Annotated in this window: 17 protein-coding genes and 1 riboswitch; of the genes, 5 read left to right on the forward strand and 12 right to left on the reverse strand. The window is 67.9% G+C overall.

All coding sequences use genetic code 11. From position 1 onward, the window contains the following. Both QWY80_RS09650 and rpiB read right to left on the reverse strand, forming a co-directional pair. A partial coding sequence (locus QWY80_RS09650; protein WP_290230784.1) for a sugar-binding transcriptional regulator occupies positions 1-931 on the reverse strand: 931 nt, incomplete at its 3' end. A 61-nt stretch (positions 932-992) separates the two neighbouring features. Further along, positions 993-1472 (reverse strand): ribose 5-phosphate isomerase B, encoded by a 480-nt coding sequence (gene rpiB / locus QWY80_RS09655; RefSeq protein WP_290230788.1) that lies wholly within the window; start codon positions 1470-1472, stop codon positions 993-995. A gap of 339 nt (positions 1473-1811) precedes the next feature. Here rpiB and tal point away from each other — a divergent pair, with 339 nt between their 5' ends. The 3 genes from tal to QWY80_RS09670 all read left to right on the forward strand — a co-directional run bounded on the left by tal (position 1812) and on the right by QWY80_RS09670 (position 5743). After that, a complete protein-coding gene (gene tal, locus QWY80_RS09660) occupies positions 1812-2771 on the forward strand; it encodes a transaldolase (RefSeq protein ID WP_290230790.1) in 960 nt (319 codons plus the stop codon). A gap of 47 nt (positions 2772-2818) precedes the next feature. Further along, the gene (tkt, locus tag QWY80_RS09665; protein ID WP_290230792.1) at positions 2819-4870 is read left to right on the forward strand and encodes a transketolase; all 2052 of its coding nucleotides are present in this window, start codon (positions 2819-2821) and stop codon (positions 4868-4870) included. Positions 4871-5011: 141 nt separating this feature from the next. Beyond that, positions 5012-5188: riboswitch (FMN riboswitch) on the forward strand. A gap of 75 nt (positions 5189-5263) precedes the next feature. Beyond that, on the forward strand, positions 5264-5743 hold the full coding sequence (locus tag QWY80_RS09670) for a 6,7-dimethyl-8-ribityllumazine synthase (protein WP_290230794.1): 480 nt from the start codon (positions 5264-5266) through the stop codon (positions 5741-5743). Positions 5744-5929: 186 nt separating this feature from the next. Here QWY80_RS09670 and QWY80_RS09675 read toward each other — a convergent pair whose 3' ends face one another. The 7 genes from QWY80_RS09675 to QWY80_RS09705 all read right to left on the reverse strand — a co-directional run bounded on the left by QWY80_RS09675 (position 5930) and on the right by QWY80_RS09705 (position 14615). Further along, positions 5930-6889 (reverse strand): D-ribose ABC transporter substrate-binding protein, encoded by a 960-nt coding sequence (locus tag QWY80_RS09675; RefSeq protein WP_290230796.1) that lies wholly within the window; start codon positions 6887-6889, stop codon positions 5930-5932. A 20-nt stretch (positions 6890-6909) separates the two neighbouring features. Continuing rightward, positions 6910-8064: an ABC transporter permease gene (locus QWY80_RS09680; protein WP_290230799.1), complete on the reverse strand. Its 1155-nt coding sequence runs from the start codon at positions 8062-8064 to the stop codon at positions 6910-6912. A gap of 27 nt (positions 8065-8091) precedes the next feature. After that, the gene (locus QWY80_RS09685; RefSeq protein ID WP_290230802.1) at positions 8092-9633 is read right to left on the reverse strand and encodes a sugar ABC transporter ATP-binding protein; all 1542 of its coding nucleotides are present in this window, start codon (positions 9631-9633) and stop codon (positions 8092-8094) included. A 33-nt stretch (positions 9634-9666) separates the two neighbouring features. Then, positions 9667-10263, reverse strand: a complete 597-nt coding sequence (locus QWY80_RS09690) for a DUF2291 family protein (protein ID WP_290230804.1) — start codon at positions 10261-10263, stop codon at positions 9667-9669. Between the two features lie 117 nt (positions 10264-10380). Beyond that, positions 10381-11970, reverse strand: a complete 1590-nt coding sequence (locus QWY80_RS09695; protein ID WP_290230809.1) for a glycerol-3-phosphate dehydrogenase — start codon at positions 11968-11970, stop codon at positions 10381-10383. A gap of 35 nt (positions 11971-12005) precedes the next feature. Beyond that, on the reverse strand, positions 12006-13568 hold the full coding sequence (locus QWY80_RS09700) for an FGGY-family carbohydrate kinase (protein ID WP_290230812.1): 1563 nt from the start codon (positions 13566-13568) through the stop codon (positions 12006-12008). 63 nt (positions 13569-13631) lie between these two features. Beyond that, positions 13632-14615, reverse strand: a complete 984-nt coding sequence (locus QWY80_RS09705; protein WP_290230815.1) for a sugar-binding transcriptional regulator — start codon at positions 14613-14615, stop codon at positions 13632-13634. 186 nt (positions 14616-14801) lie between these two features. On the opposite strand from QWY80_RS09705, the gene QWY80_RS09710 reads away from it, so the two are divergent. Next, on the forward strand, positions 14802-15596 hold the full coding sequence (locus tag QWY80_RS09710; protein WP_290230817.1) for a hydroxypyruvate isomerase family protein: 795 nt from the start codon (positions 14802-14804) through the stop codon (positions 15594-15596). A 42-nt stretch (positions 15597-15638) separates the two neighbouring features. Next, a complete protein-coding gene (locus tag QWY80_RS09715) occupies positions 15639-16415 on the forward strand; it encodes a triose-phosphate isomerase (protein ID WP_290230819.1) in 777 nt (258 codons plus the stop codon). An 81-nt stretch (positions 16416-16496) separates the two neighbouring features. Here QWY80_RS09715 and malG read toward each other — a convergent pair whose 3' ends face one another. Genes malG through malE form a run of 3 tightly spaced genes read right to left on the reverse strand, consistent with a single transcriptional unit; the run spans position 16497 to position 20252 of the window. Further along, on the reverse strand, positions 16497-17387 hold the full coding sequence (malG, locus tag QWY80_RS09720) for a maltose ABC transporter permease MalG (RefSeq protein WP_290230821.1): 891 nt from the start codon (positions 17385-17387) through the stop codon (positions 16497-16499). A gap of 13 nt (positions 17388-17400) precedes the next feature. Further along, positions 17401-19011, reverse strand: a complete 1611-nt coding sequence (gene malF, locus QWY80_RS09725; protein WP_290230823.1) for a maltose ABC transporter permease MalF — start codon at positions 19009-19011, stop codon at positions 17401-17403. A 50-nt stretch (positions 19012-19061) separates the two neighbouring features. Further along, entirely contained in the window at positions 19062-20252 is a 1191-nt protein-coding gene (gene malE, locus QWY80_RS09730) for a maltose/maltodextrin ABC transporter substrate-binding protein MalE (protein WP_290230826.1), read from the reverse strand. Positions 20253-20443: the final 191 nt, after the last annotated feature.

The following is a 20443-nucleotide window of genomic DNA, read 5'->3' on the forward strand; positions in this document are numbered from 1 at the left end:
CATTGGTGGCGCTGGTGGCGAGGGTGTTGACGACGCCGGTCCGCAAGGCGCCGAGGATGCCGACTGCCTTGGTGTTCTCGCTGGCGATGGCGATGACATCGGGAATCCGCGCCAGGTCCCCGGTGCCCAGGCCGATGATGCGGTCCTGCATCGGGGTCGCCGAGGGGTGGCCGTGGATATCGATGAAGTGACAACCCATCATGTCGCCGACCGTCCCCGAGAGCCGTGCCTCGGCGATCTCCTGGGGCGAGAACCAGCCCATGCGCACCATGTTGCTGTCCTCGCTCATGTCGCCGACGCCGATCAGCGCGACATCGGCGCGACGGGCCCGGTCCAGGGCCTGGCGGACGGTGGGGTTCTCGTAGAGTTCGTCGCGTAGCGCGGCGTTCTGTACCAGGGCGGGGGCATAGAGGGTCTCGCTCTCCCCGCCGAACCGGCTCGCCAGGCGGCGGCAGATATGGTCGGGGTTCATGTACTCCCCGGCGCGCAGGGAGCCGCCGATGGCACAGACGAAAGAGCAGCGCCGTGCACCCTGATCGAAGACGTTGTCGGCCACGGCGCCCACATTGCGGCCCATGCCCACGGCGACGATGCTGCCATCCAGCAGGCTGCGCGACAGGTGGTCGGCCACCAGGCTGGCCACCGCCGAGCGCTGCGCATCGCCGTCGCTGCGGTCCAGGGCGATCAGCGCCCGCTTGATCCCGAAGCGCCGCTTGAGCTCCTGCTCGATCTCGGCGCTCACGGCGGGGTGCTGGCGCACCCGCACATCGACGATCCCCTCCGCCTGCGCCCGCTTGAGCAGGCGCCCGACCCTGACGCGCGAAATGCCCAGGCGCTTGGCGATGACCTCCTGGGTCTCGCCCTCCACGTAATAGAGGGTGGCGATTTCGGTCATCAGATCGATGTCGGCGTTGTCGAAACGCTCATTCATGGCACGAGTTCCACCAGTACGGATTCAGCTCACGAGTGGAACACGATAACACAGTGTCTAATCAGAGCCTTGGGCGCGTCATGCCGCTCTCGTATTCGCCGATGCGGGCCACCTTGGCGGCCGAGGGACCGCCGGGGAAGTCGTTGGCCAGGAAGGTCTCCACGATGCTCTTGGCCAGCTCCGGCCCCACCACGCGCGCGCCCAGGGTGACGATCTGGGCATCGTTGCTGGTCCTGGCCTTGGCGGCGGAGTAGGTATCGTGGGCCTGGGCGGCGCGGATGCCCGGCACCTTGTTGGCGGCGATCGCCACGCCGATGCCGGTGCCGCATACCAGGATGCCGCGATCGCAGTGTCCCTCGCCGATCGCCTGGGCCACCGTGACGGCCACATCGGGATACAGGATCGGTTCGGCATTGTAGGTACCGAAGTCTTCCACCGCATACCCCAGCGCTTTCAGATGCTCGATCAGCACCTCCTTGAGCTGGAAGGCGGCCTCGTCACCGCCGATGGCGATCCGCAGGGGGGTGTCGTTGCTGGTCATGGCGGGTGCCTCGCTGTTGAAGGGGGCTGCCTGGACGGGAGCGGCCAGGGCCTGATGATCAAAATAGCACCATCGAAACATTTGTAAAGAGTGAGATCATGCGATCACCTGCTTGGCACGAGGCACCACCCCTAGCATCGGATCGTGCGCCATTCGATATTTTTCATTTATTTCAATAATTTGACTTATATTTCCTCTGTATATAAGGCGTTGTATGCGACCAATGTCGTAATAGTTCGGACAGGTACAGCTTGACCTTACGGCGAATTTGTCGAATCATTTGAACGTAAGAAGATCAAAAATAATCCCCTATCGGCCCTATCTCGTCAGGAGGTTCGCATGCCCACCCAACTCGACGCCCTCAAGCGCCTCTCCCTGGTGGTCGCCGATACCGGCGACCTGACCGCCATCCAGCGCTACCGGCCCCAGGACGCCACCACCAACCCCTCGCTGATCCTCAAGGCCTTCGAACTGCCCGATTACCAGCCGCTGATCGACGAGGAGCTGGCGGCAATCCGGGCCGAGGGCGGCGACCGCCTGGCCCAGGCCGAACACGCCGTGGACCGCCTCGCCGTGGCCATGGGCAGCGAGATCGCCGGGGTGGTGCCCGGCCGCGTCTCCACCGAGGTGGCCGCCAAGCTGTCCTTCGACACCCAGGCCAGCATCCGCAAGGCCCACGAGCTGATCGAGCTGTACGAGCGGCGCGGCGTCTCGCGAGATCGCGTGCTGATCAAGCTGGCCTCGACCTGGGAAGGCATCCGTGCCGCCGAGGTGCTGAAGAGGGAAGGCATCCAGTGCAACCTGACCCTGCTGTTCAGCGAGGCCCAGGCCCAGGCCTGCTTCGATGCCGGTGTCTTCCTGGTCTCGCCCTTCGTGGGCCGGGTCACCGACTGGTACCAGCAGGCGACCGGTCAGGACTTCACGCCCGAGACCGATCCCGGTGTGCAGTTCGTGCGCAGCGTCTGCCAGCGGGTCAGGCAGGGTGGCTTCGACACCGTGGTGATGGGCGCCAGCTTCCGCCACACCGGCCAGGTGCTGGCGCTGGCCGGCTGCCCGCGGCTGACCATCTCGCCGGCACTGCTCGAGGAGCTGGCCGACAGCGACGATGAGGTGGCGCGTGGGGTGGTGATGGAAGGCGCCAGTGGCCAACGCCCGGCGCCGCTCAGTGAGCCCGAGTTTCGCTGGGGCCATAACCAGGACGCCATGGCCACCGAGAAGCTGGCCGAGGGCATTCGTCGCTTCGCCGAGGACCAGGACAAGCTCGAGGCCCTGATCGCCGACCGATTGGCCACCCGCTGATCCGCTATTCGCCAGACCCGACGACAACCAACTGATGGGGAAATCCCATGCCGACCCGTTTTGAACTGGCCAATGCCATCCGCGCGCTGTCCATGGATGCCGTCCAGAAGGCCAATTCCGGCCATCCCGGCGCACCCATGGGCATGGCCGACATCGCCGAGGTGCTGTGGAACGACCACCTCAAGCACAACCCGGCCGATCCCCATTGGCCCGACCGTGACCGCTTCGTGCTCTCCAACGGCCACGGCTCGATGCTCCTCTATTCCCTGCTCCACCTCACCGGCTACGACCTCGACCTCGAGCAGCTGCAGAACTTCCGCCAGCTGCACTCCAAGACCGCCGGCCACCCCGAGTTCGGCTATGCGCCGGGCATCGAGACCACCACCGGCCCGCTCGGCCAGGGCCTGGCCAACGCCGTGGGCATGGCGCTCGCCGAGAAGACCCTCGCCGCCCAGTTCAACCGCCCCGGCCACAGCGTCGTCGACCACCACACCTGGTGCTTCGTCGGCGACGGCTGCCTGATGGAGGGCATCTCCCACGAGGTCGGCTCGCTGGCCGGCACCCAGAAGCTCGGCAAGCTGGTGGTGTTCTACGACGACAACGGCATCTCCATCGATGGCGAGGTCGAGGGCTGGTTCACCGACGATACCGCGGGGCGCTTCGCCGCCTACGGCTGGCACGTGGTACCCGCCGTCGACGGCCACGACCCCGCGGCGGTCGCCGCCGCCATCGCGCAGGCCAAGGCCGAGGGCGACCGGCCCAGCCTGATCGTCTGCCGCACCATCATCGGCTTCGGCGCGCCCAACAAGCAGGGCAAGGAGGAGTGCCACGGCGCCGCGCTGGGCGAGGACGAGGTGGCCGCGGCCCGGGCGCGCCTCGACTGGCCGCATGCGCCCTTCCATATTCCCGAGCCGATCTACCAGGGCTGGGACGCCCGCGAGCAGGGCCGCGCCGTCCAGGACGACTGGCAGGCACGCTTCGAGCGCTACCGCGCCGAGCATCCCGAGCTGGCCCGCGAGTTCGAGCGCCGCGTCCAGGGCCAGCTGCCCGCCGAGGTCACCAGCGAGGCGATGGTCCAGCGCGCCCAGGAGAAGGGCGAGGCCATCGCCTCGCGCAAGGCCTCGCTGGCCTGCCTCAACGAGCTGGGCCCGCAGCTCCCCGAGCTGCTCGGCGGCAGTGCCGACCTGGCGCCCTCCAACCTGACCTTCTGGGACGGCGCCAAGGCGATCACCCCCGGCTCTTCATCAAACCCCGCTGAGGGCTCTTCCACCCACCCCGCTGAGGGCTCTCCGGACGGCAACTACCTGCACTACGGCGTGCGCGAGTTCGGCATGGGCGCGATCATGAGCGGCATCGCCCTGCACGGCGGCTTCATCCCCTATGGCGCCACCTTCCTGATCTTCATGGAGTACATGCGCAACGCCGTGCGCATGGCCGCGCTGATGGGCCAGCGCGTCATCTACGTCTTCACCCACGACTCCATCGGCCTGGGCGAGGACGGCCCCACCCACCAGCCCATCGAGCAGCTCACCACCCTGCGCAGCACGCCCAACCTGGCCACCTGGCGCCCCTGCGACGCCGCCGAGACCGCCGCCGCCTGGGACGCCGCCCTGAAGCGCCAGGCCGGCCCCACCGCCCTGGTGCTGTCGCGCCAGGGGCTGCCCCACCAGCCGCGCACTCCCCAGCAGCTGGCCGATATCCAGCGCGGTGGGTACATCCTGAAGGACTGCGAGGGCACGCCGGAGCTGATCCTGATCGCCACCGGCGCCGAGGTGGCCCTGGCCATGGACGCCGCCGCCGAGCTGGAAGGTCAGGGCCGGGCGGTGCGGGTGGTCTCCATGCCGTCCTGCGATGCCTTCGACGCCCAGGACGCCGAGTATCGCGAGAGCGTGCTGCCGCGTGGCGTGACCCGACGGCTTGCCATCGAGGCCGCCCACAGCGACTTCTGGTACAAGTACGTGGGCCTGGACGGCCGGGTGATCGGCATGACCACCTATGGTGAGTCCGGCAAGGCCGACGACCTGTTCAAGCACTTCGGCTTCAGCGTCGACAACGTCGTCGAGCAGGCCGAACGGCTGCTGACCCGGCGGGACTACTGATACCGACATCGAGGAATCGGCCAGCGCCGGATCCTCGATGTCGAGCCCGGACAGGCTAGCGGCGCCAGGCGGCGCCGCATACAATAGTTCGACCGCGGCCAGGCGCCGATCGGGTAAATCCGACAGGCGCCTGGCCGCGGTCATTGTTCTCAGGGCGGGGTGAAAGTCCCCACCGGCGGTGATGGCGGCTTTCGCCTCAGCCCGCGAGCGCCCGGTCCGGTTTCTGCGTCTCTCCTGGTGACGCGACCAAGACCGGGGTCAGCAGATTCGGTGCGACTCCGAAGCCGACGGTGATAGTCCGGATGGAAGAGAACGGCTCGAGCGATGGGCGCCAGTGGCGCCTGGCGGTCGATCCCGCATGCCCTGATTCTGGTGATATCAACGAGGAAAACCATGAATCAGTCCACCCCCCGTCACGCCCCCCGCATCGCCTTCATCCAGGCCGGTTGGCACGGCGATATCGTCGGCCGGGCCCGCGAGGCCTTCACCACCACCCTCGCCGAAAGGCACGGCATCGAGGCCGACCGGGTCGAGGTGTTCAGCGTCGCCGGCGCCTACGAGATCCCCCTGCAGGCCAAGCTGCTGGCCAACAGCGGTCGCTATGACGCCATCGTCGGCGCCGGTTTCGTGGTCGATGGCGGCATCTATCGCCACGACTTCGTCGCCCAGGCGGTGATCGACGGCATGATGCGGGTCCAGCTCGACACCGAGGTGCCGGTGCTCTCGGTGGTGCTCACCCCGCACCACTTCCATGAGCACGCTACCCATATGGCGTTCTTCCATGAGCACTTCGTGACCAAGGGCCGCGAGGCCGCCGACGCCTGCGCCATGACGCTGGAGAACCTGCGCCAGGCCCGTCGCCTGGGCGACTGACGCACGCCGCAGCCTTCCTGCACCACCCCAACGACTCTGCCCGGCCTTGCGCCGGGCAGAGTCGTTTCGGCGGTGGGCGTCGAGATCACAGGGAGAGATACCGACACACGCAAGCGCCGCCGAGCGGACCCGGCGGCGCAGACGGGAGGAGCGGCGGAGGCGGAGAATGCCGCCTCCGGTGGCGCGCTATTGTTGCGCGAGCACGAAGGGAGCGGTGTACCGATCCACATTGTCCGCGGTGACCAGCATGCAGTCGAAGAGCTGTTTCTCGCCATCGAGGCCGGTTTCGCCGGTGCGGACATACTCGTCCGCCAGACGAACCGCCCGCTCGGAGAAGATGGCCACCGGCTGCAGGACCGTATAGGCCATCTCGCCGGCCTTGACCGCATCGATCGCGTCGGGTGAGCCATCGAAGCCACCGACGACCACCTCGTCGAGCTTGCCGGCCTCCTTGAGGGCGGCGATCGCGCCGAGCGCCATCTCGTCGTTGCCGCTGATCACGCCGTCGATGTCGGGATTGGCCTGCAGCATGCTCTGCATCTTGTTGTAGCCCTGGGTGCGATCCCAGTTGGCGACGTCCGAGCCGACCCGCTCCAGGGTCGGGTACTGGCTGAGCACGGTCTGGTAGCCGTTCGAACGCGTCGCGGCATTATTGTCGGAAGGCGCCCCCTCGAGTTCGACATAGCTCGCCGCGTCGCCGACGTTCTGCACCCACTGCTGGGCGCCCAGCGCCGCCCCCTGGGCGTTGTTGGAGACCAGCTGTGCCTCGGCCAGCCCCTGCTGGTTGATCTCGGCGTTGACGACGAACACCGGGATCCCGGCGTCGACGGCCTTGCGCACCGCACCGATGGATCCGTCGGCGTTGGCCGGGTCGAGGATGATCGCCTCGGCTTGGTTGGTGATCGCGGTATCGATCTGGCGGCTCTCGGTATTGGTATCCCCCTTGTGGGAGCTCACGTTGGCTTCATAGCCCAACTCCTCGGCGGTCTCGCGGGCGATCTTGCCCTCGGTGAACCAGTAGGGATTGGAGGTGTCGTTGACGATGATCGAGATGAGCCCCTTGTCCTGGGCCGCGGCGGCGCCGGCGAAGAGCGGCACGCTCACGGCGAGGGCGGTGATCAGCAGGCGCTTTGCTTTCATGAACATGATGGATTACCTCAGTGATTTTATGATTGTGATGCCGGCTTGCCGGCCGAGCTTTCCACAACGGGGACAGCCGCTGCTGGCCGGGAGGCCCGTTGCGGAGAAGGCGCTGTATCGCCGGAAGGTTCCACCCGCTTCTTCCGACCACGGTATTGAATGCTGTTGAGCAGCACGGCGAGCACGATGACGGCGCCCGTGAAGACGGTCTGCCAGTAGGACGAGACACCGATGATCACCAGCCCATCGGACAAAAAGCCGATCACGAAGGCCCCGAGCAGCGTGCCCCGCACGTTGCCGCGGCCGCCGGTCAGCGCCGCCCCACCGATGACCACGCCGGCGATGGCGGTCAGTTCGTAGGTGGTGCCCGCCGTCGGCCCGGCCGAGGTCAGTTGCGACGACAGCACCAGGCCGGCGATGGCGGCGCAGACTCCCGACAGCACATAGACCGACACCTGCACGCGCTTGACCGGCACCCCGGACAGCTCCGCCGCCCGGGCGTTGCCGCCGGTGGAATACACCCAGCGGCCGAAGGGGGTGCGTGACAGCGCCAGCATGGCGGCGATGGCCACGGCCGCCAGGATCAGCACACCGACCGGCACGCCGAACAGCCGATTGAAGCCGAGCCAGTCGAAGCCGGTGTTGCCCAGCTCCGGGCTGCCGCCGAGGTTGTTGAAGGTGAGGCCGTCGGTCATCAGCAGGGCGACGCCGCGGGCGACGTAGAGCATGCCCAGGGTGGCGACGAACGCCGGTACCTTGAAGAAGGCGATGAGCACGCCGTTGATCGCCCCGACCAGGGCCCCCAGGGCACAGGTCAGCACGACGACCGCCCACACCGGGGGATACACCACGACACCGAACAACTCGAACGACACGCCCTGCATCAGGAAGCCGGCGAAGACGCCCGCGAGCCCCAGCGTCGAGCCCACGGACAGGTCGATGCCGCCGGTGAGGATGACCAGCAGCATGCCGATGGACAGCAGGCCGAAGATCGCCACATGCGATGACATGGTCAGGAAGTTGTTCGCCGAGAAGTAGACCGGCGACAGGATCGAGAAGATCAGGATGATCGCGATCAGGGCGAAGAATGCCCTGCCCTCGAGCAGCAGGCGTCCCAGGTCGAATCCGTTATCGGACGAACCCGCTCGGGAGCCAGGGTGAGCTTGGCTGGTATCGGTCATTGTTGTGTACTCCACTATGGGTGTGGTTCAGGCGGCCACGGCTTCGCCCGAGGCGGCCATGATCTCTTCCTTGCCGACGTCGGCACCGAATTCCGCCGAGATCCTGCCGCGACTCATCACCACCACCCGGTGCGCGATGCTCAGGCATTCGCCGACCTCGGAGGTGGTGAAGACCACGGCCAGGCCCTGCCGAGCACCTTCGGCGAGCAGCCGGAACACTTCGGCCTTGGCCCCGATGTCGATGCCGCGGCTGGGCTCGTCGAGCAGCACGACCCGGGGGTGCGTCGCCAGCATCTTGCCGATGACGACCTTCTGCTGGTTGCCGCCCGACAACGAACCGATCTCGGCCCCGCCGCCGTCGGTCTTGATGTGCACCTTGTCGATGGAGGCCTCGACGACCGCCTGCTCGCGCCGGTGCGAGGTGAAGAAGCGCTGGGTGAAGGCGCCGATACTGGCCAGCGAGAGGTTCTCGCCCACCGACATCGTCTGCACCAGCCCGTCGCGCTGCCGGTCCTCGGGCACCAGTACCAGGCCCTGCGCGATGCGCTCGGCGATGCTCAGGCGCGAGACGTCACGGCCCTCGAGCACGACGCTGCCCCCCGTCAGCGGGAGGCGGCCGGCGACGCTCTCGAGCAGTTCGGTGCGCCCGGCGCCCATCAGGCCGTAGAGGCAGACGATCTCCCCGGCCCGCACCTCGAGGGACAGTCGGTCGACGGCCGAGCGGCCGGGCACCGTGGCGTCCGGGACGGACACCTCGCGCAGCGACAGCGCGACCTCGCCCAGGCGGTAGCCGCTGGGCGGCGAGCCGAGGTCGAAGCCCTCGCCGACCATGTGACGCACGATCCACTCCAGGTCGATGTCCCGGCGCGGGGCATAGGCCGTCATGCTGCCGTCGCGCAGCACCACCGCATGGTCGGTGATCGTGAGGGCTTCCTCGAGGTGGTGGGAGATATAGACGATCGAGACGCCGCGGCTCTTGAGGTCGCGGATCACCCGGAACAGCACCTCGACTTCCGAGGCCGAGAGCGCCGAGGTCGGCTCGTCCATGATCAGGATTCGCGAGTTCGCCGACAGCGCCCGGGCGATCTCGACGATCTGCTGCTGCCCCAGGCGCAGGTCCTCTACCGGGGTCAGCGGATCGATGGGCTCATCCAGCTCTTCCATCAGCCGCCGCGTCTGGCGCTCCTCCTCGGCGTAGTCGATGCCGGTCGCTCCCCCCAGCTCGCGTCCCATGAAGATGTTGTCGCGCACGCTGAGGTTGGGGGCGAGACTCAGCTCCTGATGGATGATCGAGATGCCCAGGCGCTGCGCCTCGGTGGTCGAGGCGACACTCACCGGTCGGCCATCCAGGAGGATCTCGCCGGAGGTCGGCTGCAGCACCCCCGAGAGGATCTTCATCAGCGTCGACTTGCCGGCCCCGTTCTCGCCGAACAGGGTGGTGACCTGGCCGCGATGGATATCGAAGTTCACCGACTTTAGGGCATGGACATTGCCGAAGGACTTGGCGATATGGCGTGCCGAGAGGATGACCTCGTCGACGCTGTCTTGTTTTTGAAATGTCTGGTTCATGGCATGCTCATCCTTCATTCAGGGAGGTCTGGCTCACTGCACGTCCAGCCGAACCGGCGTCACGAGCCAGTTGTGCGGATTGATCAGCTTGAAGACACCGGTGACCGCGATGGTCTTGCCGGTCAGTTCTCCGGTGTCGATATCCGCGAGCACCTGCGCCTTCATCTCGTCGTTGATCGCCGCGCCGGCGTTCTGGTACTCGATCTGGTTGGTGAACTGGCCAAACTCGATGGTGCCGGTGGCGTCCCGCAGGTCGGTGCCGTTGATGGCCGGCCCGGTCTGCACGCGGATCGTCAGTTCGTCGGGAATGCCTTCGACATCGACCGGGTAGATGCCGGCCTGGCCCTTGCCGACCACGCCGGAGAAGCTGAGGGGGATCACCGGGCCGATGCCGGCGGCCACGCCGTAGCGCTCGCCGGCTGCCGCCGGGTCCTCGGCGATGGCGGCCGCCAGCTCACCTGCCTCGACGGCGCGCTCCTCGACGCTGGCCCGCACGAGGGGGAACTGCTCGGGGCCGAAGCGTGCGGCCGAGAAGCCGTCATCGACCGGCCCCGCTTCCGAGCCGATCGTCACGACCCGGGTGTCCAGGGCCATGGCGCCCAGCAGGACGACCGCGAGTCCGATGGCCACGGCCAGGCCACGCCCCTTGCCGGGTCGCGGCAGTGGTTCGGCATTGACTGATGTATTCATGGTGAAAAGACCTCTTGTTGTTGGAATCTCTGTGCCGGCGCAAGCGGCGGGCCGGACTCAGGAGGCGGCGACGCTGTCGGTCCTGGCGTGGACCCTGGCGCCCCGGGGCTCATCGACCTCCCGCCTCACCCAGGCCTCGACCCGCTCTACCTCCGCCTCGCTCATGACCAGGTAGAGCTTGGTACGTCGCTCGAGGATGTCCGCGGCGCTGCGCGCCCACTCGTGATCGACCAGGTAGCGGGCCTCGACGGCGTAGAGGTCGGCCCCCAGGTGCTCGCCCAGGTCGGCGTAGTCCCCGGCCTCGCCGAGGATCCGCCGGGCGAGGGTGCCGTAGAGGCGGGCATAGCGGGTGGCGGTGGCCGCCTCGAGCCAGGGGTAGTCGCGCTTGAGCCCCTTCAGGAAGATCTCGAAGTCGGCACCCGGCATGTCGCCGCCAGGCAACGGCGCGGTCTCGTTCCAGGTCTTGCCCATCTCCGGCAAGTAGGGAGCAAGCTTTTCCAGACCGTGCTCGGCGAGCTTGCGGTAGGTGGTGATCTTGCCGCCGAACACTGACAGCAGCGGCGCCTTGCCGCCCGCGTCGGCGACGTCGAAGACGTAGTCCCGGGTCACCGCCGAGGGGTTGTCCTGGGAATCATCGAACAGCGGCCGGATCCCGGAGAAGCTGGTCAGGATGTCGTCCCGGGTATAGGGCGTCTTGAAGTAGCGATTGACCACGCCGAGCAGGTAGTCGATCTCCTGATCGTCGATGGCCACCCGGTCCGGGTCGCCCTCGTAGAGGATGTCGGTGGTACCCACCAGCAGCTTGTCGCCCTCGTAGGGGTTGACGAAGATCACCCGCTTGTCGTCGTTCTGCAGCAGGTAGGAGTTGGCGGTGGCATAGCGCTTGGGCAGCACGATGTGGCTGCCCTTGACCAGCTTGACCCGGTCCTTGCCGCCCTGGTCGAAGGCGCCCTTGAGCACCCTGTCCACCCAGGGGCCGGCGGCGTTGATCACCGCCCGGGCGGCGAGGGGGGTGATCTCGCCGCTTTCGGTGTCGGTGAGCTCGACCTCCCAGCGATCGGCCAGCCGGGTCGCCCGGGTGCAGGCGGCACGTGGGTAGACCCTGGCCCCGAGGCGCGCGGCGTCGAGCGCATTGAGCACCACCAGGCGGGCATCGTCCACCCAGCAGTCGGCGTACTCGAAGCCCTTGGGGTAGTCATCCTTGATCGCCTCGCCCTCTGGGCAGGTACGCAGGTCGAGGCCGCGGCTGCCGGGCAGCAGGTCGTCCTTGCCGCCCAGGTGGTCGTAGAGGAACAGGCCGGCGCGGACCAGCCAGGCGGGCCGCTGCTCGGGGCTGTGGGGCAGCACGAAGCGCATCGGCCAGATGATGTGCGGCGCCTGCTTGAGCATGACGCTGCGCTCCTTGAGGGCCTCGCGCACCAGGCGGAACTCGTAGTACTCCAGGTAGCGCAGGCCGCCGTGGATCAGCTTGCCGCTGCGCGACGAGGTGCCCTGGGCCAGGTCGTCCTTCTCGCACAGGGCGACGGACAGGCCGCGGCCGGCGGCGTCCCGGGCGAAGCCGGCGCCGTTGATGCCGGCCCCGATGATCAGCAGGTCGTAGCAGGGACGGCGGGCACCTCCCTGGGTCATGGCGGATGAGTCGGGCATGCTTGCCTCCGGGTCGGGAAATGACATGGACCGCTTCAGCGTTCGGCGGTGACGCGCTCGAGATGGCGCCAGAAGCCGTCCGAGTTGGTGTGGGAACGGCGGTAGACCCCGAACAGCCGCTCGTAGAGGTTCTGCAGGGCGGGGTCGGGCGCCACGCACTCCTCGGCCAGGAAGGGGGTCACCCAGGTTCGGCAGGCCTCGGCCAGGTCGCGGTGATGCCCCAGGCACAGGCTCGCCACCATGGCGGCGCCCGCGGCGCCGGTTTCGCCGCGGGTCAGGGTGCGCACCGGCACGCCCATCACCGAGGCGAGGATGGTGCACAGCGTCTTGCTCTGGGCGGCACCGCCGGTCAGCCGCAGCTCCTCCGGGTGGGCCTCCAGGGCGTGGTAGCAGTCGCGGGCGGCGAAGGCGACGCCCTCGTAGATGGCCCGCGCCATGTGCAGGTGGTTGACCTCGGTGGAGAGCCCCAGGAACTGGGCCCGGGCGCGGGGGTTGAAGAAGGGACCGCGCTCGCCGTTGGCACAGATGAAGGGGTGATAGACCACTCGCCCCGGCTCGGTGGTGGCCAGCGCCGCGTCGAGCCGTGGCAGCAGTCCCTCGGCGGTCAGCGGCGCCTCGCCCAACGCCTCGAGCATCTGGTTGAGGCCCTTGAGGAACCACTCCAGGTTGAGGGTGGCGGCCATGTTGGAGCACAGCTGCACCCAGGTGTCAGGCGCCACGCAGGGCATGGTGTAGCAGGACTGGTTGCTGAGCACGATGTCACGCGGGTCCTCGCGCACGCAGAGGTGGGCCCCGGTGGTGCCGATGATGCTGCAGGCCACCCGCCTGCCGGGCTCGTAGACGCCGGCCCCCAGGCCGGTGGCCAGCATGTCCACCGGCGCCAGCACCACCGGGGTGCCTTCGGCCACGCCGATCTCGCGGGCCACCTGGGCGCCGAGCTTGCCGTGTTCGCGGCTGCCGTCGAGGATCCGCGGCAGTCGCTCGCGGTGCCTGGCCAGACCGAACGCCTCCAGCACTTCGTCCGAGTAGTCGCCGCTGCGGAAGTCGCCGTAGGTCCACAGCGCCTCGGCCGGGTCGGTGGCGCGGTCGCCGGTCAGGCAGAAGTACAGCCAGTCCTTGCAGTGGAAGATGGTGGCCGCGGCTGCGACGCGCTCTGGCTCGTGATGCTCGAGCCAGCTCAGTTGGCCGCTCTGGATCGACTGGTTGAGCCCGGTTCCGGTGCGGCGGTACGCCTCGGGCCCGGTGCGGGTCGCCCGCCAGTGGGAGACGATGTCGCTGGCGCGGTTGTCGAGCCACAGCAGGGCATCGCCCACGGGCCGTCCCTCAGCGTCGATCATCCAGGTGCCGTCGCCCTGGCCGGTCACTGCGATGGCGGCCAGCCGCGGGGCGAGTGCCGGGTGCTCGGCGAACAGGCGCTGGAGCGTGGCCCGGGCCGCCTCCCAGGTGCCCGGGAGGCTCTGCTCGACGCCCCCGTCGGGGCGGGTCTCGAGGCGATTCTCGCACTGGGTCTTGGCCAGTTCGTGGCCCTGGCGGTCGAAGGCCACCGCCTTGATCACCGAGGTCCCGGCATCCAGGCCGACGATCACGTCATCCGGCATGGGCGTGTCTCCTGATGTTGTCGTTGTTCTATTAGTTTTTCGTTGTCGTGATGGCTTGGGCGGCTACGCATCGCTCTCGTCTAGCAGGGCGAGCACTTGGCGGGCGACGACCTCGTCGGTGATCAGGCCCTTGAGCAGGCCACTGCGCAGCACCGAGAGGGTGGCGTGCACCTTCTCCTCGCCCCCGGCGACGGCGACGATATGGTGGTCGCGCAGCTGTTCGAGGCCGAGCCCCAGGGTGCGGCTGTTGATCTCGCAATCCACCTGGTGACCCTGGGCATCCAGGAACTGGCCCAGCAGTTCGGCCTCGGCGCCGGCCTCGTGCAGCCGGCGGGCATCCTCGGCATCGATCTCCCCGAGCTCCATGAGCAGGGAATGGCCCTGCGACGGCACCGCGCCCAGCCCCACCATGGTCAGGTCGGCCGCCGTGGCGAGCTTGATCACGTCCTGGACGCTGCGCTGCTCCATCAGTACCCGCTTGTGCTCGGCGGTGTCGGCGAACAGCGGCACCGGCAGCAGGTAGCCCTCGCCGCCGGTCTTGTCGACCAGACGGTGGATGACGTCGTAAGGGTTCAGGGCCATCTTGCGCACCACGCTGCCCAGCACGGGGACCATCTTGAGTCCCGAACAGTCCATCTGCGGCAGACAGTTGACCATCTCCGACAGGCTGCGGCCCCAGCCCAGTCCCAGCACTTCGACGCTCCTGGCATCCAGCCGGCTCTTCAGGTAGTAGGCCGCGGCCATGCCCAGATTGGCGAAGGGATTGGCGCCTTCCTCCGCGGGCATCGCGGGAACCACCGAGCACATCTCGAGGTTCATGCGCCGCATGAGCTCGTCTTCCAGGGTCAGCAACGCCTCGGGCGAGCCCTGGATGAACACCTGCACCGCGCCCATCTCGTGGGCCGCGGCGATCAACCGGTGCACCTTCATGCGCGACACCCTGAGGCGGTCGGCGATCTGCGCCTGGGTATAGCCCCCCACATAGGAGAGCCAGGCCGCCCTCAGGGCCAGGTCGTTCTCGCTGTGGCTCGGCGAGGTATTCTTCATGCTTCACTCCGGCTTTGATATTTTGTTCATGTGCTGTTAAAAATAACGCTAGTGGAGGTTTTCGGGGCTGTCAAGACATTCCCCATGCCCTGGACATCCCCGTGGAAGCCCCGCGTTAACGGGCCTGATGGCGCCACGCCGCGGCGGGCCCGGCACCCACCGACAACGACAAAGCGGGAGGTCAACGTGCTCAAGCTCGCCGCCAATCTGACGTTCATGTTCACCGAGGTGCCCTTCCTGGAGCGCTTCGCCCGGGCCCGTGCCGCGGGCTTTCGCTACGTGGAGTTCCACAATCCCTACCCGTTCTGCGAGCGCCTCGAGGACATTGGCGCTGCCGCGAGCCGGGCCGGCGTGGCGATCATTCATTTCAACCTGCCGGGGGGGGACTGGGAGGCGGGCGAGCGCGGGATCGCGGTCCTGCCCGAGCGCACCGACGAATTCCGCAAGGGTCTCGACACCACCATCGAGGTGGCGGGCCGGCTGGGCTGTGGCCAGCTCAATTGCCCGCTGGGCTATCCGAGCCCGGACCTGCCGCAGGCACCGCAGCACCAGACCCTGATCGACAACTTGCGCCATGCCGCCGAGGCCACGGCCCAGGCCGGCATTCGCCTGCTGGTGGAACCGCTCAATCCCATTACCCATCCCGGCTACCCGCTGGTCAACACGGCCCAGGCGGTGGCCCTGCAGGACGCCGTCGACCATCCCAACCTGTTGATCCAGTACGACTTCTATCAGATGCAGCGCTCGGAGGGAGAGCTCATCGAGACGCTGCGCCGCCACCTCGATCGCATCGGCTTCGTGCAACTGGCGGACAACCCGGGACGCCATGAGCCGGGGACCGGGGAGATCAACTACCGCTACCTGTTCGCCGAGCTGGAGCGCATGGCCTTCGATCGCTTCATCTCGCTGGAGTACAGCCCCAGCACCGAGACCGAGGCGTCGCTCGACTGGATCCGCGACTACGGCATCCGGCATGCCTGAGCCAGGCATCGACCGACACACCGACAGCATGAGGAGTACGTCATGACGATCCCTTTCTGGGTAGGCACCAGCTGGAAGATGAACAAGACACTGGGCGAGGCCGCCGACTACTGTGCGGTCCTGCACGACGCCGAGCTGCTGCGCGACCCGCGCCTGCAGGGCTTCGTGATTCCGCCCTTCACCGCGCTGAGCGAGGTGTGTCGGGCCCTGGCCGACTCGCCGGTGATGGTGGGAGCCCAGAACATGCACTGGGCCGATGCGGGCGCCTACACCGGGGAGGTGTCGCCACTGATGGTCAGGGATTGCGGCGCCGATATCGTCGAGCTGGGACACTCCGAGCGGCGCGAGTCCTTCAACGAGACCGACGTGGCGATCAACCGCAAGGTCAAGGCCGCCCTGGCCAAGGGGCTGCGCCCGCTGATCTGCGTCGGCGAGACCGCCGAGGAGAGGGCGCTGGGGGCGGCCGCCGACAGCGTGCTTCGCCAGTGCCGGATCGCCCTCGGCGGCGTCTCCGCCGAGGACCTGGAGCGCGTGCTGATCGCCTACGAGCCGGTCTGGGCCATCGGCGAGCACGGCACCCCCGCCACGGCCGAGGATGCCGGCTGGATGCACCGCCGGCTTCGCGAGGCGCTGCCGACGACGGGGCAGGGCGAGCCCCTGCCGGTGCTTTACGGCGGCAGCGTCAATCCGGACAACTGCGCCGCGCTCGCCGCCTTGCCGGAGGTGGCCGGCCTGTTCATCGGTCGCAGCGCCTGGCGGCCCGAGGGGTTGCTGCGGATCGCCGAGCGGGCGCTGGAGGTCCGTCGCCCCCTGGCGTGATCCTCGGATGGACATGAAAAACCCCGGCCAAGGTGGCCGGGGGCGAGCAATGTTTCGCTCAGGACGAGGAAGAGGAGGCCGTCAGCCCTTGACGCCGCCGGCGGTCAGCCCGCCGACGATCCAGCGCTGGCAGAGCAGGAAGGCCGCGGTGATGGGCAGGCCGGAGAGCACCGCGGCGGCGGCGAAGTCGCCCCAGCGCTGGTTGTGCTCGGCCAGGTACTGCTGGGCGCCCACGGCCAGGGTCAGCTTGTCCTCGTCGAGCAGCAGCACCGAGGCCATGGGGTACTCCATGATCGACATGATGAAGGCGAGGATGAACACCACTACCAGGATCGGTACCGACAGCGGCAGCAGGATGTGGCGGAAGGCCTGCCAGGTGCTGGCGCCGTCGACCATCGCCGCTTCCTCCAGGGAGCCGTCGATGGACTCGAAGTAGCCCTTGATGGTCCAGATGTGCAGCGCCACCGCGCCCAGCGAGGCGACGATCAGCGCGCCGTGGGTGTTGATGCCCAGCCAGGGCACCAGCTGCCCGAGGCGGTCGAACAGCGCATAGAGAGCCACCAGCGAGAGCACCGCCGGGAACATCTGGAAGATCAGCATGCCCTTGAGGATCGGCGCCTTGCCCGTGAAGCGCATGCGCGCGAAGGCGTAGGCGCTGGTGGTGGAGAGCGCCAGGATCATCAGCGAGGACACCACCGCCACCTTGACCGAGTTCCACAGCCACAGCATGACCGGGAAGGGCGGCTGGACCACGCTGCCGTCGGCGCGCTCCCAGGGGATGCCGAAGGCCAGCGCCCAGTGCTCCAGCGAGAAGCGTTCGGGGATCAGGCTGCCGGTGGCGAAGTTGCCCTCGCGGAAGGAGATCGAGATCACCAGCAGTAGCGGGAAGACCACCAGGCTGACGAAGCTCAGCAGGGCGAGGTGGGCGCCCAGCCGGCGGGTGCGGATCGAACGGGGTTGAACCATGGCCATGGGATGACTCCTCCTAGACCTTGACCTTGGACAGGCGCAGATTGAGCAGCGACAGCCCCACCACCAGCAGGAAGATCAGGGTGGCGATGGCCGCCGCCAGGCCGAAGTTCTGGCCGGCGTCCTGGAAGGCGATGCGGTAGGTGTAGCTGACCAGCAGGTCGGTGGTACCCGCCGGGGTGCTGGCGCCGAGGATGTCGGGGCTGCCACCGGTGAGCAGGGCGATCAGTACGAAGTTGTTGAAGTTGAAGGCGAAGGCGGCGATGAGCAGTGGCGTCAGCGGCTTCATGATCAGCGGCAGGGTGATGCGCCACATGTTGGTCAGGGGCCCGCCGCCGTCCACCGCCGAGGCCTCGAAGAGGTCGCGGGGGATCGACTGGATCAGCCCCATGCAGAGCAGCAGCATGTAGGGGTAGCCGAGCCAGGTGTTGACGATCAGCAGCATGGTGCGGGCCAGCGCCGGGTCGGTGAACCAGGAGGGGCTGATGCCGAAGAGGTTCTCCAGGATCAGGTTAATCTCGCCATGGTTCTGGTTGAACATGCCCTTGAAAATCAGGATCGAGATGAACGCCGGCACCGCGTAGGGCAGGATCAGCAGGGTGCGATAGATCGCCTTGCCGCGCAGCTGGTCCCACTGCAGCAGCGTGGCCAGCACGAAGCCCACCGCCAGGGTGAAGGTCACCGTCAGCCCGGCGAAGACGAAGGTCCAGACGAAGATCTGCAGGAAGGGGCCGCGGATGTCCGGGTCGGTGAAGATCCGGGTGTAGTTGTCCAGGCCCACGGCCACCGGCCAGCCGGGGGTGAGGCGCTCGCCCGCCTCGGTGACGAAGAAGCCCGTCTCGTGGTCCGGGGTCAGGGTGGTATCGTCGCGCAGGTCGGTGAGGCTGCCGTCGGGGTTCTCCGCATAGCGCGGCAGCAGCGGGGCGAAGCTGCGCAACCCGGTCATCCTCAGTTCGATGCCCGCCGGGGTCTCCAGGCGCAGGGCGGAGAGCGCATCGCGCGCAGCGATCATCTCGCGCATGGCCAGCGGTTCGCCGGACGGCGTCGCCTCGGCGGGTTGCAGTCTCACCCGGCGCTCCCCGGCGTCCTCCAGGTCGATAGGCGCCGAGGCGTAGCGCCGTGCGACCCCGGCGGCGTCGCCGGCCTCCTCGGCCATGGCATCGCGGGCGCCGTCATCGCGCGCCTCCAGGTAGAGGCGCGCCTGGCTCCCCTGACGGTAGGCGGTGAAGTCGAACGCCGCGCCTTCTGCCTGGTAGGTCTGCTCCAGGAACTGGCCGCGCACCCGATCCTCGCTGAGCAGGTTGTCGGAGCTGTAGTTGCTGAAGCTGATGCCGATGGTGTACAGCAGCGGGAAGATCACGAACACGCCCAGCCCGGCCAGCGCCGGGTAGATGTAGCGATGGCTCATCAGGCTGCGCCGGGTGAACACCACGGCGAGCGAGGCGCCGAGCACCAGGAACAGCAGGGCGAACATCCACTGGCCGTTGAGGTGGAAGGCCAGCACCAGCCACATCAGCGAGATGACGAGGGCGGCGACCAGGGCGCGGGCCGCCCAGCGGGAGTAGCGTTCACCGAGGTGGCGCGAGCGGTGTCGCGGCAGGCCCCGGGAGGCGTTGGTGGTGTACATGACGACGGTCCTGCGAACGGGCCGGCGGCGCGGGCCGCCGGCGGGTGGGCTTACTGGCGCATGCGGCGGGCGGCGGCGTCCAGCGCCTCCTGCGGGGTCTGCCGACCGCTGCCGATGTTCTGCAGCGCCGGCTCCATGGCGGCCCAGAAGGCACCCATCTCGGGGATGTTGGGCATCGGCACGCCGAGCTCGGCGTTGGCCAGGGTGGCGGCGATGTTGGGATCGCTCTCGAGGTCGGCCTGGTAGGCCCGGTGGGCCACGGCGCCCAGTGAGCCGTCGCCGTTGAAGGTGCGCAGCCCCTCCTCGTCGAGCAGGTAGTTCTCGAGGAACTCGATGGCCAGGAAGTCGTTGGGGGTGGCCGAGTTGAGCATGGCGGTCATCACCCCGAACATCGGCTTGGCCCGCTCGTCGCCCACCCTCGGCAGCAGCGCCACGCCGAAGTCGATGCCGCTCTTCTCCAGGTTGCTCCAGGCCCAGGGGCCGCTGATCATGGTGGCCACCTCGCCGCGGTTGAAACGGGTATCCGTCACGCTGTAGTCGGTGCCCTCGGGCAGCGCCCCCGACTCGATCAGCTCGAGGAGCAGCTCGGCGCCCTGGATCGCCCCGGCGTTGTTGACGCCGATGTCGGCGACATCGAAGCCCGCCTCGGTCTGCTTGAAGGGGTAACCGCCGTTGGCGGCCAGCAGGGGCCAGCCGAAGTAGGGCTCGGCGTAGTCGAAGAGGATCGCCTTCTTGTCCTCCTCGGCGAGTTCCTCCTCCAGCGCCATCAGCTCGTCGAAGCTCTCCGGCGCCTCGTCGACCAGCGCCTTGTTGTAGATCAGCCCCAGCGACTCCACCGAGATCGGGTAGCCGTAGGTCTCGCCGCCCCATTCGACGGCGTCCCAGGTGAAGTCGAAGTAGCGCTCGCGGAAGGTGTCGGAAGGATCGACCGCCTCGAGCAGGCCGCTCTGGGCCCACTCGCCCATGCGGTCGTGGGCGAAGATGACGATGTCCGGCCCCTGGCCGCTGCCGGCGGCCTGCTGGAAGCGGTTGGTCATGTCGTCGGGGTGGACGATGTCGATGGCGATGCCGGTGTCGGCGGTGAAGCGTTCGGCCACCTCGCGGATGCCCTGGGGCCCCTTGTTGTCGCCGATCCAGATGGTCAGGGTGTCGTCCTCGAAGGCGGCGGCGGGCAGGGCCAGGCCGGCACCCAGGGTAGCGGCGACGAGTGGCAGCAGGAGCGGTGAGCGTGACGGGAGCATGATGACGTCCTCCGTTGTTGTTATCCGGCCGTCAGGCCGGCAAGGGAATGGCTGACGAGGCTAGACTGGCCAATCGGGAGGCCGGGGACCTCATCCCCGGAGGGCGTAGACACGGCGTATGGCCGGGGCGTAGGGACACCCGCGAAGGAGAGGGAGAGGAGTAGAAGCTGGATTTGCCAGACGACGGGACC

It is taken from the genome of Halomonas ramblicola (assembly GCF_030409215.1).
Classification (GTDB): Bacteria; Pseudomonadota; Gammaproteobacteria; order Pseudomonadales; family Halomonadaceae; genus Halomonas; species Halomonas ramblicola.

Coding starts and splice junctions, on each gene's coding strand:
- rpiB (WP_290230788.1), bottom strand. CDS start 1,472: ATGACCAGCAACGACACCCCCCTGCGGATCGCCATCGGCGGTGACGAG.
- tal (WP_290230790.1), top strand. CDS start 1,812: ATGCCCACCCAACTCGACGCCCTCAAGCGCCTCTCCCTGGTGGTCGCC.
- tkt (WP_290230792.1), top strand. CDS start 2,819: ATGCCGACCCGTTTTGAACTGGCCAATGCCATCCGCGCGCTGTCCATG.
- QWY80_RS09670 (WP_290230794.1), top strand. CDS start 5,264: ATGAATCAGTCCACCCCCCGTCACGCCCCCCGCATCGCCTTCATCCAG.
- QWY80_RS09675 (WP_290230796.1), bottom strand. CDS start 6,889: ATGTTCATGAAAGCAAAGCGCCTGCTGATCACCGCCCTCGCCGTGAGC.
- QWY80_RS09680 (WP_290230799.1), bottom strand. CDS start 8,064: ATGACCGATACCAGCCAAGCTCACCCTGGCTCCCGAGCGGGTTCGTCC.
- QWY80_RS09685 (WP_290230802.1), bottom strand. CDS start 9,633: ATGAACCAGACATTTCAAAAACAAGACAGCGTCGACGAGGTCATCCTC.
- QWY80_RS09695 (WP_290230809.1), bottom strand. CDS start 11,970: ATGCCCGACTCATCCGCCATGACCCAGGGAGGTGCCCGCCGTCCCTGC.
- QWY80_RS09700 (WP_290230812.1), bottom strand. CDS start 13,568: ATGCCGGATGACGTGATCGTCGGCCTGGATGCCGGGACCTCGGTGATC.
- QWY80_RS09705 (WP_290230815.1), bottom strand. CDS start 14,615: ATGAAGAATACCTCGCCGAGCCACAGCGAGAACGACCTGGCCCTGAGG.
- QWY80_RS09715 (WP_290230819.1), top strand. CDS start 15,639: ATGACGATCCCTTTCTGGGTAGGCACCAGCTGGAAGATGAACAAGACA.
- malG (WP_290230821.1), bottom strand. CDS start 17,387: ATGGCCATGGTTCAACCCCGTTCGATCCGCACCCGCCGGCTGGGCGCC.
- malF (WP_290230823.1), bottom strand. CDS start 19,011: ATGTACACCACCAACGCCTCCCGGGGCCTGCCGCGACACCGCTCGCGC.
- malE (WP_290230826.1), bottom strand. CDS start 20,252: ATGCTCCCGTCACGCTCACCGCTCCTGCTGCCACTCGTCGCCGCTACC.